At 71.3% G+C, this 15238-nt stretch carries 11 protein-coding genes; 9 read left to right on the top strand and 2 right to left on the bottom strand.

The window, feature by feature from the left end; all coding sequences use genetic code 11:
- Positions 1–54 precede the first annotated feature (54 nt).
- The 9 genes from iolC (at position 55) to OG272_RS17625 (ending at position 14054) form a co-directional block, all read left to right on the top strand.
- Entirely contained in the window at positions 55–1005 is a 951-nt protein-coding gene (iolC, locus tag OG272_RS17665) for a 5-dehydro-2-deoxygluconokinase (protein WP_327729648.1), read from the top strand.
- Positions 1002–1886: a deoxyribose-phosphate aldolase gene (locus tag OG272_RS17660; RefSeq protein ID WP_326582708.1), complete on the top strand. Its 885-nt coding sequence runs from the start codon at positions 1002–1004 to the stop codon at positions 1884–1886. The genes iolC and OG272_RS17660 overlap by 4 nt, the downstream gene beginning before the upstream one ends.
- Positions 1887–1893: 7 nt before the next feature.
- Positions 1894–2742 (top strand): 5-deoxy-glucuronate isomerase, encoded by an 849-nt coding sequence (iolB, locus tag OG272_RS17655; protein WP_327729649.1) that lies wholly within the window; start codon positions 1894–1896, stop codon positions 2740–2742.
- Positions 2739–4622, top strand: a complete 1884-nt coding sequence (gene iolD / locus OG272_RS17650; RefSeq protein ID WP_327729650.1) for a 3D-(3,5/4)-trihydroxycyclohexane-1,2-dione acylhydrolase (decyclizing) — start codon at positions 2739–2741, stop codon at positions 4620–4622. The genes iolB and iolD overlap by 4 nt, the downstream gene beginning before the upstream one ends.
- A gap of 16 nt (positions 4623–4638) precedes the next feature.
- Positions 4639–6141 carry a CoA-acylating methylmalonate-semialdehyde dehydrogenase gene (gene mmsA, locus OG272_RS17645; RefSeq protein WP_326582711.1) on the top strand — a complete coding sequence of 501 codons (1503 nt, stop codon included), beginning with the start codon at positions 4639–4641 and terminating at the stop codon, positions 6139–6141.
- 532 nt (positions 6142–6673) lie between these two features.
- Complete coding sequence (locus tag OG272_RS17640; RefSeq protein WP_327729651.1) at positions 6674–9331, top strand: alpha/beta fold hydrolase; 2658 nt, start codon at positions 6674–6676, stop codon at positions 9329–9331.
- Entirely contained in the window at positions 9328–10224 is an 897-nt protein-coding gene (locus OG272_RS17635; protein ID WP_327729652.1) for an ABC transporter permease, read from the top strand. Before OG272_RS17640 ends, OG272_RS17635 begins: the two co-directional genes overlap by 4 nt.
- A gap of 199 nt (positions 10225–10423) precedes the next feature.
- Positions 10424–12007, top strand: a complete 1584-nt coding sequence (locus OG272_RS17630; protein WP_405893999.1) for a von Willebrand factor type A domain-containing protein — start codon at positions 10424–10426, stop codon at positions 12005–12007.
- Positions 12008–12128: 121 nt separating this feature from the next.
- Positions 12129–14054 (top strand): AMP-dependent synthetase/ligase, encoded by a 1926-nt coding sequence (locus OG272_RS17625; RefSeq protein WP_327729654.1) that lies wholly within the window; start codon positions 12129–12131, stop codon positions 14052–14054.
- Between the two features lie 90 nt (positions 14055–14144).
- Here OG272_RS17625 and OG272_RS17620 read toward each other — a convergent pair whose 3' ends face one another.
- Positions 14145–14546, bottom strand: coding sequence for a rodlin (locus OG272_RS17620; protein WP_328223112.1), 402 nt, complete (start codon positions 14544–14546; stop codon positions 14145–14147).
- A 178-nt stretch (positions 14547–14724) separates the two neighbouring features.
- The gene (locus OG272_RS17615) at positions 14725–15144 is read right to left on the bottom strand and encodes a rodlin (protein ID WP_326582717.1); all 420 of its coding nucleotides are present in this window, start codon (positions 15142–15144) and stop codon (positions 14725–14727) included.
- Positions 15145–15238: the final 94 nt, after the last annotated feature.

Here is a 15238-nt window from a genome sequence, read left to right as displayed (position 1 = left end):
GGGTCGCTCCGACGGGACTAGACCTTGACCGAACCGGCGCGTGAAGGGAACTCGATGGCGTACGACCTCATCACCATGGGGCGGATCGGTGTGGACCTCTACCCGTTGCAGACGGGGGTCCCGCTGCCGCAGGTGACGTCCTTCGGGAAGTTCCTCGGCGGATCGGCGACGAACGTCGCGGTGGCCGCGTCCCGCCTCGGCCGCTCCACGGCCGTCATCACCCGCACGGGCGAGGACCCCTTCGGCGAGTACCTCCACCAGGCGCTGCGCGACTTCGGCGTGGACGACCGCTGGGTCACCCCGGTCCCGGGCCTGCCGACCCCCGTCACCTTCTGCGAGGTCTTCCCGCCGGACGACTTCCCGCTGTACTTCTACCGCCGCCCCAAGGCCCCGGACCTGGAGATCGACGCCCACGAGCTGGACCTCGACGCCATCGCCGGGGCCAGGATCTTCTGGGTGACCGGCACGGGCCTGAGCGAGGAGCCCAGCCGTACGGCGACGCTCGCGGCCCTCGCCCACCGGGCCAAGGCCGGTACGACGGTCTTCGACCTCGACTGGCGCCCCATGTTCTGGTCCGACCCGGCCGAGGCCCGCCCGTTCTACGAGGAGGCCCTGCGGCACACGACCGTCGCCGTCGGCAACCTGGACGAGGTCGAGGTCGCCACGGGGATCCGCGAGCCGCACGCGGCCGCCGCCGCGCTGGTGGAGGCGGGGGTCGAGCTGGCGGTGGTGAAGCAGGGGCCGAAGGGGGTGCTGGCGGTGCACCGTGACGGTACGACGGCCGAGGTGCCGCCCCTGCCGGTGAACGTCCTCAACGGGCTCGGTGCGGGAGACGCCTTCGGGGGGTCCCTGTGCCACGGCCTGCTCGAAGGCTGGGCGCTGGAAAAGATCATGCGGCACGCCAACGCGGCCGGCGCCATCGTCGCCTCCCGCCTGGAGTGCTCGTCCGCCATGCCCACGGCGGACGAGATCGAGACAGCGGTCGCGGCGGGAGCGGTCCGGTGAACGTCGACGTCTCCGCCCTCGTCCGCACCCGGGTCCACCACCCGGAGGCCATCGCCGAGGCCGCCGCCCGCCGCACCCGGCGCCCCCTGATCGGCGACTCCGGCCGGCTGATGATCGTCGCCGCCGACCACCCGGCGCGTGGCGCCCTCTCCGTCGGCGACCGCAAGCTCGCCATGGCGAACCGCGCCGACCTCCTCGAACGACTGTGCCTGGCACTGTCCCGCCCCGGTGTGGACGGTGTCCTCGCGACCGCCGACATCCTCGACGACCTGCTCCTCCTCGGCGCCCTCGACGGCAAGGTCGTCATGGGCTCGATGAACCGGGGCGGTCTCGCGGGCGCCAGCTTCGAACTGGACGACCGCTTCACCGGCCACCGCCCCGAGGACATGCGGCGCCTCGGCTTCGACGCCGGCAAGCTCCTGCTGCGCGTCGACTACGACGACCCGGGCTCCCTCACCACCCTGGAGTCCACCGCCCGTGCCGTGGACGCCATGGCCGAGCGCCGGCTCCCCGTGTTCGTCGAGCCGTTCATCAGCCGCCGCGACCCCGCCACCGGCAAGGTCAGGAACGACCTGAGCGCCGACGCGGTCACCAGGTCGATCGCCATAGCGGCCGGGCTCGGCGGCAGTTCGGCGTACACCTGGCTGAAGGTCCCCGTCACCGAGAACCCCGACGACATGGCCCGCGTGATGGAGACCTCGACGCTGCCCGCCGTCCTGCTCGGCGGCGATGTCGGCGAGGACCAGGAGGGCGCGTACGAGAAGTGGCGGGGCGCGCTGCAACTCCCCACCGTGCAGGGCCTGGTGGTCGGCCGCTCGCTGCTCTACCCGGCGGACGACGACGTGACCGCCGCCGTGGACACCGCCGTAGGACTGTTGTGAGGGCCGCATGACACACAAGACCGAGCTGTACGTACCCAAGGGCGCCACAGCGAACGCGCGGTACGCCGTCGACATCGACCCGAAGCGGGCCGGCTGGACCCACAGCAGTCTGCGGATCGTGGAGCTGGAGCCGGGCGGCACGCACACGTTCACGACCGGGGACAGCGAGTGGATCATGCTGTCCCTCAACGGCGGTTGTACGGTGCGGGTATCGGGCGAATCCGGTGAATCGGGCGCCGCAGCGGACGCAGAGTTTCAGATCCTGGGCAGGGAGAGCGTGTTCGCCGGAGTCTCCGACTTCGTGTACGCGCCCCGTGACGCCCGGGTACAGATCGCCTCCGGCGCGGGAGGCCGCTTCGCTTTGGCAGGAGCGAAGTGCGAGCGACTACTCCCCGCCCGCTACGGCCCCGCGCCGGAGGTCCCCGTGGAAGACCGGGGCAGTGGCAACTGCGCCCGCCAGGTGCGCAACTTCGCCTCCGCCGACGCCTTCGAGTGCGACAAGCTGATCACCGTCGAGGTCATCACCCCCGGCGGCAACTGGTCCTCGTACCCGCCGCACAAGCACGACGAGAACCGGCCCGGGGAGGAGACCGAACTCGAGGAGATCTACTACTTCGAGATCGACGGTCCCCACGGCTTCGGCTACCAACGCGTCTCCCCCTCCCGCGAGGGCGGCTCCGAGGTGCTCGCCGAGGTCCGTTCCGGTGACGCGGTGCTCGTTCCCGACGGCTGGCACGGCCCGTCCATCGCGCAGCCCGGCCACAACATGTACTACCTGAACGTGATGGCCGGCCCGGGCTCCGAGCGGCAGTGGCGGATCTGCTTCCACCCCGATCACACGGAGGGGTACCGATGAGCACGACCCGGCTTACGGTCGCCCAGGCCTTGGTCCGCTTCCTCGCCGCCCAGTACACCGAACGCGACGGCGAGCGGCAGCGGCTGATCGGCGCCACCTGGGGCATCTTCGGCCACGGCAACGTCGCCGGCCTCGGCCAGGCGCTGATCGAGTACGCCGACGACATGCCGTACCTCCAGGGCCGCAACGAGCAGTCGATGGTCCACGCGGCCGTCGGCTACGCCCGGCAGTCGGGCCGCCTCTCCACGCACGCCGTGACGACGTCGATCGGCCCCGGCGCCACCAACCTCGTCACCGGCGCCGCCCTCGCCACCATCAACCACCTCCCGGTGCTGCTCCTCCCCGGCGACATCTTCGCCACGCGGGCGGCCGACCCGGTCCTCCAGCAGCTCGAAGTGCCGTACGCGGGCGACATCAGCGTCAACGACTGCCTGCGCCCGGTGTCGAAGTACTTCGACCGGATCACCCGCCCCGAGGCCCTGATCCCGGCCGCGCTCCAGGCGATGCGCGTGCTCACCGACCCCGTCGAGACGGGCGCGGTCACCCTCGCCCTCCCGCAGGACGTGCAGGCGGAGGCGTACGACTGGCCGGAGGAGTTCTTCGCCGAGCGGATCTGGACCGTACGCCGTCCCGCGGCCGACGGCTCCGAACTGTCCGCCGCCGTACGGGCGATCCGCGAAGCCGGGCGCCCCCTGATCGTCGCCGGCGGCGGTGTCCACCACGCCCGCGCCGAGGAGGCGCTCGCCGAACTCGCCGACGCCACCGGCATTCCCGTGGCGTCCACGCAGGCCGGCAAGGGCTCGCTGCGCCACGACCACCGGCAGGACGTGGGCGGCATCGGCCACACCGGCACCGCGACCGCGAACGAACTCGCCCGCACCGCCGACCTGGTGATCGGTGTCGGCACCCGGTACACGGACTTCACCACCGCCTCCGGCACCCTCTTCGCCGCCGACGGTGTCCGCTTCCTCAATCTCAACATCGCGCCCTACGACGGCCACAAGCTCTCCGGGCTGCCGCTGATCGCCGACGCGCGCGTCGGGCTGGAGGAGCTGACCCAGGCGCTCGAACTGCACGGACACCGGGTCGCCGACGCGTACGTCGCCGAGTACACGGAGGACAAGCAGCGCTGGGAGCACCGCGTCGACGCCTGCTACGAGGCCGACGAACCGGACACCCGGCCCACCCAGGCCCAGGTCCTCGGCCTTCTCGACGAGATCGTCGACGAGTCCGACATCCTCATCAACGCGGCCGGCTCCCTCCCCGGTGACCTGCACAAACTGTGGCGCACGCGGTCCCGGGACCAGTACCACCTGGAGTACGGCTACTCCTGCATGGGATACGAGATCCCGGCCGCGATCGGCGTCCGGATGGCCGCTCCCGGGCGCCCGGTGTGGGCGCTGGTCGGCGACGGCACGTATCTGATGATGCCGACCGAGATCGTCACGGCCGTGCAGGAGAACGTCCCGATCAAGGTGCTGCTCGTGCAGAACCACGGGTACGCCTCCATCGGCGGTCTCTCGGAGTCGGTCGGCGGTGAGCGGTTCGGTACCGCCTACCGGCACCGCAACCCCGACGACGGCACGTTCACGGGAGCCCCGCTGCCCGTGGATCTCGCCGCCAACGCGGCCAGTCTCGGTATGCGCGTGCTGCGCGCCAAGACCATCCGTGACCTGCGCGCCGCCCTCGCCGAGGCGCGGGCGGCCGACACTCCCACATGTGTCTACGTCGAGACCCAAACGGCAGACACAGTGTCGGGCCCGCCCCCCGCGCAGGCCTGGTGGGATGTACCTGTGGCCGAGACCGCGACCCGCGCGTCGGCGGTCAAGGCACGCGAGGAGTACGACCGGCACGTCTCAACCCGACGCCGCCATCTGTGAGAAGGAGTTTCTCGGCATGACGAAGATCGTCAACCACTGGATCGGCGGCAAGACCGTCGAAGGCGCGTCGGGTACGTTCGGGCCGGTCACGGACCCGGCGACCGGCGCGGTCACCACCAAGGTCGCCTTCGCGACCGTCGACGAGGTCGACGCGGCGGTACGCACCGCCAAGGAGGCCTTCGCCACCTGGGGCCAGTCCTCGCTGGCCAAGCGCACGGAGATCCTGTTCCGCTTCCGGGCGCTGCTGGACGCCAACCGCGACGCGATCGCGGAGCTGATCACCGCCGAGCACGGCAAGGTGCACTCGGACGCGCTCGGCGAGGTCGCGCGCGGCCTGGAGATCGTCGACCTGGCCTGCGGCATCAACGTCCAGCTGAAGGGCGAGCTGTCGACGCAGGTCGCCAGCCGCGTGGACGTCGCCTCGATCCGCCAGCCGCTCGGTGTCGTCGCCGGCATCACGCCGTTCAACTTCCCGGCGATGGTCCCGATGTGGATGTTCCCGATGGCCATCGCGACGGGCAACACGTTCGTGCTGAAGCCGTCCGAGAAGGACCCGTCGGCCTCCATCAAGATCGCCGAACTCCTCTCCGAGGCCGGCCTCCCCGACGGCGTCTTCAACGTCGTCCACGGCGACAAGGTGGCCGTCGACCGCCTCCTGGAGCACCCGGACGTCAAGGCGATCTCCTTCGTCGGCTCGACCCCGATCGCCCGCTACATCCACACCACGGCCTCCGCGAACCACAAGCGCGTCCAGGCCCTCGGCGGCGCCAAGAACCACATGCTGGTCCTCCCGGACGCGGACCTGGACGCGGCGGCGGACGCGGCGGTCTCGGCGGCGTACGGCTCGGCCGGCGAGCGCTGCATGGCGATCTCGGCCGTGGTGGCGGTGGGCGCGATCGGCGACGAGCTGGTGGAGAAGATCCGCGAGCGCGCCGAGAAGATCAAGATCGGCCCCGGCAACGACCCGACCTCCGAGATGGGCCCGCTGATCACGGCCGTACACCGCGACAAGGTGGCCTCGTACGTCACCGGCGCGGCGGCGGAAGGCGCCGAAGTCGTCCTGGACGGCACCGGCTTCACGGTCGAGGGCTACGAGGACGGCCACTGGATCGGCATCTCGCTGCTGGACAAGGTGCCCACGTCCGCGAAGGCGTACCAGGACGAGATCTTCGGCCCGGTGCTGACCGTGCTGCGTGTCGACACCTACGACGAGGGCATCGCCCTCATCAACGCCTCCCCGTTCGGCAACGGCACCGCGATCTTCACCCGCGACGGCGGCGCCGCCCGGCGCTTCCAGATGGAGGTCGAGGCCGGCATGGTCGGCGTCAACGTCCCGATCCCGGTCCCCGTCGGCTACCACAGCTTCGGCGGCTGGAAGGACTCCCTCTTCGGCGACCACCACATCTACGGCAACGACGGCACCCACTTCTACACCCGGGGCAAGGTCGTCACCACCCGCTGGCCCGACCCGGCCGACGGCCCCTCCGCCGTCGACCTGGGCTTCCCACGCAACCACTGAGTCCCGACCTCACTCTCCCCGCGCCCCGCAAAGGGCGCGGGGAGAGCTGTTCCGTGGGCGGGGGAGCCGCCATTTCGGAGGGCGGGTGGGGAGCCCGCCTCTTCGGAGGGCGGGGGAGCCGCCTTTACGGAGGGTGCGGGGGAGCCGCCTCTTCGGAGGGCGCGGGCAGCTGCTTTCAGGGGCGCGGGGAACTGCGCGAGCAACCACGACGAACCCGCACCCGCCCACAAATCCGCCCCCCGAGCTATTGGGGCGCCCACAGGGCACCCCAGGGGGCCGAAGGGGCACAGCCCCTGGATGGGAGCACTTCCCGTTCGAGCGAAGCCGAGAGTGGGGGAGGGACGGGTAGGGGCGGCGGGGGCGAGAAAGGACCCGGACCGCCCCCACTTATCAGGTTGCTGTCGAGTCCGTCACCCACCCCCGTATACCGCGACCGCTGTATGCCGAATTCCTCCCGTACGACCGTGGGATGCCCCACTCTTCCCCCCTGAGGGTGCCGTGAGGCACCGGCAGGGCCCCGTACCGTTGACGCATGGATCTTCGACTGACCGGACCGCGACTGCGCGGGGCGCTGCGGCGGAGGCCGCGGCGGACCATCGCCGCCGCGGCCGCCGTCGTCGTGCTCGCCGGCGCGGGCACCTGGACGGCCACCGCCTCGGACGAAGCGGCGCCGGTGACCCGCACCGACCAGGTCATGGACACGGCCGAGGGCGTACGCATCGACACCTCGTACTTCACCTCCCCAGGAGACGGCCGCCGTCCGGCCGTCATGCTCGGGCACGGCTTCGGCGGCAGCAAGAACGACGTCCGGCGGCAGGCCGAGGACCTCGCCCGCGACGGCTACGCGGTGCTGACCTGGTCGGCGCGCGGCTTCGGCGAGTCCACCGGCAAGATCGGGCTCAACGACCCGAAGGGCGAGGTCGCCGACGTCACCCAACTCATCGACTGGCTCGCGAAGCGGCCCGAGGTCGAGCTCGACAAGAAGGGCGACCCGCGTCTGGGCGTCGCCGGCGCCTCGTACGGCGGGGCGATCTCGCTGCTGGCCGCCGGGTACGACGACCGGGTCGACGCGATCGCGCCCGCGATCACGTACTGGAACCTGTCGGACGCCCTCTTCCCGAACGGTGTCTTCAAGAAGCTGTGGGCCGGCCTGTTCGTCAACACGGGCGGCGGCTGCGAGAAGTTCGAGACGCGGCTCTGCGAGATGTACCAGCGGGTCGCCGAGTCGGGGCAGCCCGACGCGGAGGCCGTGAAGCTCCTGGACGAGCGCAGCCCCGAGGCCGTCGGCGACCGCATCAAGGTGCCCACGCTGCTGATGCAGGGCCAGACCGACTCGCTCTTCCCGCTCGGCCAGGCCGACGCCGCCGCCAAGGCGATCAAGGCGAACGGCGCGCCGGTGGAGGTCGACTGGATCTCCGGCGGCCACGACGGCGGCGACATGGAGACCTCCCGTGTCCAGTCCCGGGTGAACGGCTGGTTCGACCGCTATCTGAAGGACGACAAGAGCGCGGACACCGGCTCGGCGTTCCGCGTCACCCGCACCCTCGGCACCGGCTCCGGCGACGGCGAGCCCCGCCTGAGCGGTACGACCGACGACACCTACCCGGGCCTGGAGGGCGACCCCACCTCGATCGCCCTCGCGGGACGCGAGCAGAGCTTCGAGAACCCGGCCGGCGCCAACCCGCCCGCCGTGTCGGCCCTGCCCGGCCTCGGCGCCGGCGGCGGTCTCGCCCAGCTGTCCTCGCTCGGCCTCAGCATCTCCCTCGACTTCCCCGGCCAGTTCGCCGCGTTCCAGTCGAAGCCCGTCACGGACGACCTCCAGATCACCGGCTCGCCCACGGCCACGGTCCACGTGAAGTCGACCAGCGAGGACGCCGTCCTCTTCGCCAAGGTGTACGACGTGGGCCCGGACGGCCGTTCCCAGGTCCTGCCCTCCCAGCTGGTCGAGCCCCTCCGGGTCGAGGGCGCCAGGTCGGGCAAGGACGTGAAGCTCACCCTCCCGGCCATCGACCACGAACTCGACGACGGCCACCGCCTGCGCCTGGTCCTCGCCTCCACCGACCTCGGCTACGCCTCCCCGGCGACCCCGGCGACGTACACCGTCTCCCTCAAGGGCGACCTGGAGGTGCCCACGCCGCTCGGCCGGGCCGACCGCACGGACGTGCTGCCCGCCTGGGTCTGGTACCTGCCGATCGCCGGCGCCGTGATCGCGGCCGTCCTCCTCGTCACCGGACGCCGCCGGATCGTCACCCCGGCCCCCGACCCGGCGCTCGCCGAGGTCCCGCTCCAGATCACCGACCTGAGCAAGAAGTACAAGAACGGCGACCGCTACAGCGTCCGCGACCTCTCCCTCCGCGTCGAGAAGGGCCAGGTTCTCGGCCTGCTCGGGCCGAACGGCGCGGGCAAGACGACGACCCTGCGCATGCTGATGGGCCTGATCCAGCCGGACGGCGGCCAGATCCGCGTCTTCGGCCACGCGATCGTGCCGGGCGCCCCGGTGCTCTCCCGGGTCGGCGCCTTCGTCGAGGGCGCGGGCTTCCTCCCGCACCTGTCCGGCCGCGAGAACCTGGAGCTGTACTGGGCGGCCACCGGCCGCCCGGCCGAGGACGCCCACATGGACGAGGCGCTGGAGATCGCCGGCCTCGGCGACGCCCTGGCCCGCGCGGTCCGCACCTACTCCCAGGGCATGCGCCAGCGCCTGGCCATCGCCCAGGCCATGCTCGGCCTGCCCGACCTGCTGATACTCGACGAGCCGACGAACGGACTCGACCCGCCGCAGATCCGCGAGATGCGCGAGGTCATGATCCGGTACGCGGCGGCGGGCCGCACGGTCATCGTCTCCAGCCACCTGCTGGCGGAGGTCGAGCAGACCTGTACGCACCTGGTCGTCATGGACCACGGCAAGCTCGTCCAGGCGGGCCCCGTGAGCGAGATCGTCGGCTCGGGCGACACCCTGCTGGTCGGCACGTCCGAGCCCGTGGACGAGCCGGTCGTCGAGAAGATCACCGCGCTCCCGGGGGTCGACTCGGCCGTCCGCACCGACGACGGCCTGGTGGTCCGCCTCGACGCCGACGGCAGCGCCCAGCGCCTGGTCGCCGAACTCGTACGGCTGGAAGTACCCGTGTCGTCGGTCGGCCCGCACCGCCGCCTCGAAGACGCCTTCCTCACCCTGATCGGAGAGTCCGCATGAGCACGCTGGCCGAGCGTGCCGAGCACGCAGAACCCGGGCCCAAGCAACCCGTCGAGGTCGCCGACGGCTACCGCGCGGGCCGCACCCTGCCCCTGCGGGTCGAGCTGGTCCGGCAGCTGAAGCGCCGGCGCACGATGGTCATGGGCGGCATCCTGCTCGCCCTGCCGATCGTGCTGCTGATCGCCTTCCAGGTCGGCGGCACGCCCGGCGAGGGCAACACCCGGATGAACCTGATGGACACGGCCACCGCGTCCGGCGCGAACTTCGCCGCGGTGAACCTCTTCGCCGCCGCGGGCTTCCTGCTGGTCATCCCCGTGGCGCTGTTCTGCGGCGACACGGTCGCCTCGGAGGCCAGCTGGTCCTCCCTGCGCTACCTGCTCGCCGCGCCGGTGCCGCGCGCCCGGCTGCTGTGGTCCAAACTCGTCGTCGGCCTCACCCTCAGCCTGGCCGCGCTGGTGCTGCTGCCGGTCGTCGCGCTCGCCGTCGGCTCGGTGGCGTACGGCTGGGGCCCGCTGGAGCTGCCGACCGGCGGTGAGATCGCGCCGGGCGCCGCCGCCCAGGCCCTGGTGATCACCGTGGCGTACATCTTCGTGTCCCAACTGGTCACCGCCGCCCTGGCGTTCTGGCTCTCCACGAAGACCGACGCCCCGCTCGGCGCGGTCGGCGGCGCCGTCGGCCTCACCATCGTCGGCAGCGTCCTCGACGAGGTGACCGCCCTCGGCGACTGGCGCGACTTCCTGCCCACGCACTGGCAGTACGCCTGGCTGGACGTCGTCCGCCCGCAGCCCGAGTACACCGACATGATCCAGGGCGTCTCGATTTCCATAACGTACGCGCTGGTGCTGTTCGCCCTGGCCTTCCGGGGTTTCGGCCGCAAGGACGTCGTCTCCTAGGTCAACGGAGGATCACCCACCGGTCTCGACGGGCCCCCGCCGTGGCCGCTTCGAGACGCATCCGCAACACCCCGTGTCGCACATCCGGGCCCCCTTCGCCGTCACAGTCACAACAGTCGCCCGCACAAGGAGCGGCAGATGACGTGGCTAGGGGGCCCGGATGCACACGTATCGCAGGAGCAATCCGACGACGAGGCCGATGCCGACGCCGACGGCGAGGCCGATGCCGACGGCACGGCGACGGTTGGGCACCGCGCTCCTCGCCCTGGGTACGGCCGGCGCCCTGCTCCTCACCGGATGCAGCGCGAGCGGCGACGGCACCTCCTCGTCGCAGGACCGGGGGAAGGCCGACAGCCGTCCCGACGACGGTTTCCCGGCCCCCGCGCCGGAGGGCACCGGCACCGGCGAACAGCGCGGCGAGCAACCGGACGACGAGTCCCGCGACATCGCCCCGTCCCCCGATTACCTCTCCACCTTCGCCCTCGACGTCGACACCGCCTCCTACGGTTACACCCGCCGCACCCTGGGCGACGGCAGCCTCCCCGACCCCGCGACGGTCCGCCCGGAGGAGTTCGTCAACAGCTTCCGCCAGGACTACGAACGCCCCGACGGCGACGGTTTCTCGGTCACCGTCGACGGCGCGCGCACCAGCGACGAGAACTGGTCCCTCGTCCGCGTCGGCCTCGCCACCCGCGCCGCCGAGGGCGACAGCAAACGCCCGCCCGCCGCCCTGACCTTCGTCATCGACGTCTCCGGCTCCATGTCCGAACCGGGCCGCCTCGACCTTGCCCAGGACGCCCTGCGCACGATGACGAACCGGCTGCGCGACGACGACTCCGTCGCCATCGTCACCTTCAGCGACGAGGCCGAGACCGTCCTGCCGATGACCCGCCTCGACGACCACCGCGGCGAGATCCGTGACGCCGTCGACAGCCTGGAGCCCACCGACTCCACCAACCTCGCGGCGGGCGTCGAGACCGGCTACGAGACCGCCGTCGAAGGCCTGCGCAAGGGCGCGACCAACCGCGTCGTGCTCCTCTCCGACGCCCTCGCCAACACCGGCGCCACCGACGCCGAGACCATCCTCGAACGCATCTCCGGCGAACGCCGCGAGCACGGCATCACCCTCTTCGGTGTCGGTGTCGGCAGCGACTACGGCGACTCCCTCATGGAACAACTCGCCGACGAGGGCGACGGCCACACCACCTACGTCTCCACCGAGGAGGAGGCCGAGAAGGTCTTCTGCGAGGAACTCCCGCGCCACGTCGACCTCACCGCCCGCGACGCCAAGGCCCAGGTCTCCTTCGACCCGGCGACGGTCGAGGAGTTCCGCCTGATCGGCTACGACAACCGGCAGGTCGCCGACGAGGACTTCCGCGACGACCGCGTCGACGGCGGCGAGGTCGGCCCCGGCCACACCGTCACCGCCCTCTACGTCGTCCGCACCGAGGAGGGCACCGAAGGCGGTCACCTCGCCACCGCCACCGTCCGCTGGCTCGACCCCGACACCCGCACCCCGCACGAGGAAGCGGTCGGCCTGGAGGCATCGGCCCTGCATCCCGACCTGTGGTCCGCCTCACCGTACGGCCTCCAGGTCGCCGCCGTGGCCGCCTACTTCGCCGACGCGCTCCGCCAGGAGGACAGCCGCTGGACGGACCTCCCGGCCCGCCCCACCCTGCGCCAACTCGGCTACCACGCAGATGACTTGGCGAGGGACCGCGAGGACAAGGACCTCTACGGCCTGGCCGAGGCGATCGAAACGGCGGACGGCATGCTGAACTAGCGCGCCCGGCGACCGGCCCCCCGCCCCATCCCCGGGGTCGTCCGAAACCATTGAAAATTCCTTACGCACCGGTAAGTTGACTCGTCGGTAATGAAGCGGTCGTGGGCCTCGGGGAGCCGTGATGGGCGTACGCAAGGACTTGAACCAGGCGAAACAGCGCGGCGGCCTGACCGACCGCGTCAAGATCGAGGTCGTCAGGGACGCGCAGGGCGTCGTCCGCGAGGCACGCACACCCGCCCTCGCGCCCCGCCCGACGAGCGGCAGTATCGGCGACCTCCCCTTCGTCAACGCGACCGAGGCCCCCGACGCCGTCGTCCTGCGCCGTGCCGACCGCCACGGCACCTACCACCCGGTCACCGCCGCCGCCTTCGCCCGCGAAGTCACCGCCGTCGCCCGGGGGTTGATCGCCGCCGGCCTCGAACCGGGCGGCCGGGTCGCGGTGATGTCCCGCACCCGCTACGAGTGGACGGTCCTCGACTTCGCCGTCTGGGCGGCAGGCGGCCAGTCCGTCCCCATCTACGCCACGTCCTCGCCCGAACAGATCGAGTGGATCGTCCGCGACTCCGGCTCCCGCTTCGTGGTCGTGGAGACCCCCGAGAACGCGGAGGCCGTCGCCACCGCCACCGCCCGCCACTCCCAGCCCCCGCACGTCTGGCAGCTCGACGAAGGCGCGCTCGCCCACCTCGCCGACCTGGGCCGGGGCATCCCCGACGACGAGGTCACCAAGCGCCGCGCCGCCCTCACCCCCGACACGGCCGCGACCATCTGCTACACCTCCGGCACCACCGGCCGCCCCAAGGGCTGCGTCCTCACCCACGCCAACCTCCACGCGGAGGCCGCCAACACCGTCGAACTCCTCCACCCCGTCTTCCAGGAGGTCACCGGCCAGGTCGCCTCGACCCTCCTCTTCCTCCCGCTCGCCCACATCCTCGGCCGTACGATCCAGATCGCCTGTCTGATGGCCCGCATCGAGATCGGCCACTGCCCGAGCATCAAGCCCGCCGAACTGCGGCCCGCGCTCAAGAAGTTCCGTCCCACCTTCCTGGTCGGCGTCCCGTACCTCTTCGAGCGGATCCACGCCACCGGCCGCGCCACCGCCGAACGCATCGGCCGCGGCGCCTCCTTCGACCGCGCACACCGCCTCGGCGTCCGCTTCGCCCGCGCCTACCTCGACAAGTTCCTGGACAAGGGCCCCGGCCCGACCCCCGGCCTGTACGCCGCCTGGGCCCTGTACGACCTGCTGGTCTACCGCCGCATCCGCGGCGAACTCGGCGGCCGTATGCGCTACGCCATCAGCGGCGGCTCCCCGCTCGACCGCGACCTCAACCTCTTCTTCTACGCCGCCGGCATCATCGTCTACGAGGGCTACGGCCTCACCGAGACCACCGCGGCCGCCACCATCGTCCCGCCTCTCAAGCCCCGCCCCGGCACGGTCGGCCAGCCCGTCCCCGGCACCGCGATCCGCATCGCCGACGACGGCGAGGTGCTCATCAAGGGCGGCATCGTCTTCGGCGCCTACTGGAACAACCCGGTCGCCACCGACGCCGCCCTCACCGACGACTGGTTCGCCACCGGCGACCTCGGCGCGCTCGACGACGACGGCTACCTCACCATCACCGGCCGCAAGAAGGACGTCCTCATCACCTCTGGCGGCAAGAACGTTTCCCCGGCCGTCCTGGAGGACCGACTGCGCAGCCGCCCCCCGGTCGGCCAGTGCATCGTCGTCGGCGACAACCGCCCCTTCGTCGCCGCCCTCATCACCCTCGATCCCGAGGACGTCACCCACTGGCTGCACGTCCGCGGCATGTCCCCGGACACCCCGCTCTCCGAGATCGTCGGCGACCCCCGGATGCGCGCCGACGTCCAGCAGGCCGTCGACTACGCCAACCAGGCCGTCTCCCGCGCCGAGTCCATCCGCGAATTCAAGCTGGTGGAAGGCGAGTTCACCGAGGAGAACGGCCTGCTCACCCCCTCCATGAAGATCAAACGCCACGCGGTCACGGCGGCGTACGCGGCGGCGATCGAGTCGCTGTACGCCAAGAAGTGAGGCGCGGGCCGACACCCGTCCGGACACACGAGAACGGGCCGCCGATGAACTCGGCGACCCGCTTCCGTGTGTCCGGTGGTGGCGTCGGTACTACTTGCCGCCGAAGTTGCCGTTGTCCGAGAGGATCGGGATGTCGGACAGGATGTGCGACAGCGGCTCGTCACCCTTGGCCTGGGTGGAGTTCTCGGTGCACTGCTGGTTCTGCGGCGCGGACAGGACCGGGATGTCCTGAAGGGCGACCCCGGCGGCCCCGATGCCGCCGACGTTGAGCTTCGCCGGCAGGCCGATGCAGGGCTTGTTGAGCGAACCCTGGACCAGCGAGAGCTGCGGGCTCATGTCGCCCTTGGTCACGGAGTTGCCGAACGCCTGGTGGGCACCGTTGCCGCTGAAGGACGTGGTCCCGCCGTCGTCGGCGAGCGCCTGGGGCGCGGTGGCGGCCCCCAGGCCGGCAATGGAAGCGGCAACAGCCGCGGTAGCCCACAGCTTCTTCATGTTCGATCCCTTCGGAAAGCGGACTCCGTTGCGGAGTTGCGCCCTGATCAACAGAACGTCCGGCCAACGGTTGCGGTGATTGCGCCTATTGGCGCAATAGGCGGCTTATCGCGGTACTTGGGTGATGCGAGTGGGTCGCCGAGGGAGTGCCGACGGCCTCCCGCCCACGGTGGTGGCGTCAGTGCTTCTTCGTGCCGTTGCCGCCGACGTTGCCGTTGTCCGAGAGGATCGGGATGTCGGACAGGATGTGCGACAGCGGCTCGTCACCCTTGGCCTGGGTGGAGTTCTCGGTGCACTGCTGGTTCTGCGGCGCGGACAGGACCGGGATGTCCTGAAGAGCGATCCCGGCGGCCCCGATGCCGCCGAGGTTGAGCTTGGCGGGCAGGCCGATGCAGGGCTTGTTGAACGAGCCCTGGATCAGCGCCATCTGCGGGCTCATGTTGCCGTACGTGGTCGAATTCCCGTACACCTGCTGGGCGTCGTTCCCGCTGAAGGTCGTGGTGCCGCCGTCGTCGGCGAGCGCCTGGGGCGCGGCGGCGGCCGAGGCTCCGACGACGGAGGCGGCGATCGACGCTGCGGCCATAATCTTCTTGATCACTTGCGATTCCCTTCTGGAAAGACCCCGTTTCCACCGGAGCGCCATGGACAACTTCCCCCCGACTCCCCGGTTGCTCTGATTCACTCCGTCGGCC

This window comes from Streptomyces sp. NBC_00104 (genome assembly GCF_045160825.1).
Classification (GTDB): Bacteria; Actinomycetota; Actinomycetes; order Streptomycetales; family Streptomycetaceae; genus Streptomyces.
The sequence above is the reverse complement of the archived record's forward strand: the minus strand, read 5'-3'. Positions and strand labels throughout refer to the sequence as shown.

Bases quoted from the DNA above. Each gene is read 5' to 3' on its own strand.
- OG272_RS17635 (WP_327729652.1), top strand. From the start codon at position 9,328: ATGAGCACGCTGGCCGAGCGTGCCGAGCACGCAGAACCCGGGCCCAAG.
- mmsA (WP_326582711.1), top strand. From the start codon at position 4,639: ATGACGAAGATCGTCAACCACTGGATCGGCGGCAAGACCGTCGAAGGC.
- OG272_RS17625 (WP_327729654.1), top strand. From the start codon at position 12,129: ATGGGCGTACGCAAGGACTTGAACCAGGCGAAACAGCGCGGCGGCCTG.
- iolD (WP_327729650.1), top strand. From the start codon at position 2,739: ATGAGCACGACCCGGCTTACGGTCGCCCAGGCCTTGGTCCGCTTCCTC.
- OG272_RS17640 (WP_327729651.1), top strand. From the start codon at position 6,674: ATGGATCTTCGACTGACCGGACCGCGACTGCGCGGGGCGCTGCGGCGG.
- OG272_RS17620 (WP_328223112.1), bottom strand. From the start codon at position 14,546: ATGAAGAAGCTGTGGGCTACCGCGGCTGTTGCCGCTTCCATTGCCGGC.
- iolB (WP_327729649.1), top strand. From the start codon at position 1,894: ATGACACACAAGACCGAGCTGTACGTACCCAAGGGCGCCACAGCGAAC.
- OG272_RS17630 (WP_405893999.1), top strand. From the start codon at position 10,424: ATGCCGACGCCGACGGCGAGGCCGATGCCGACGGCACGGCGACGGTTG.
- iolC (WP_327729648.1), top strand. From the start codon at position 55: ATGGCGTACGACCTCATCACCATGGGGCGGATCGGTGTGGACCTCTAC.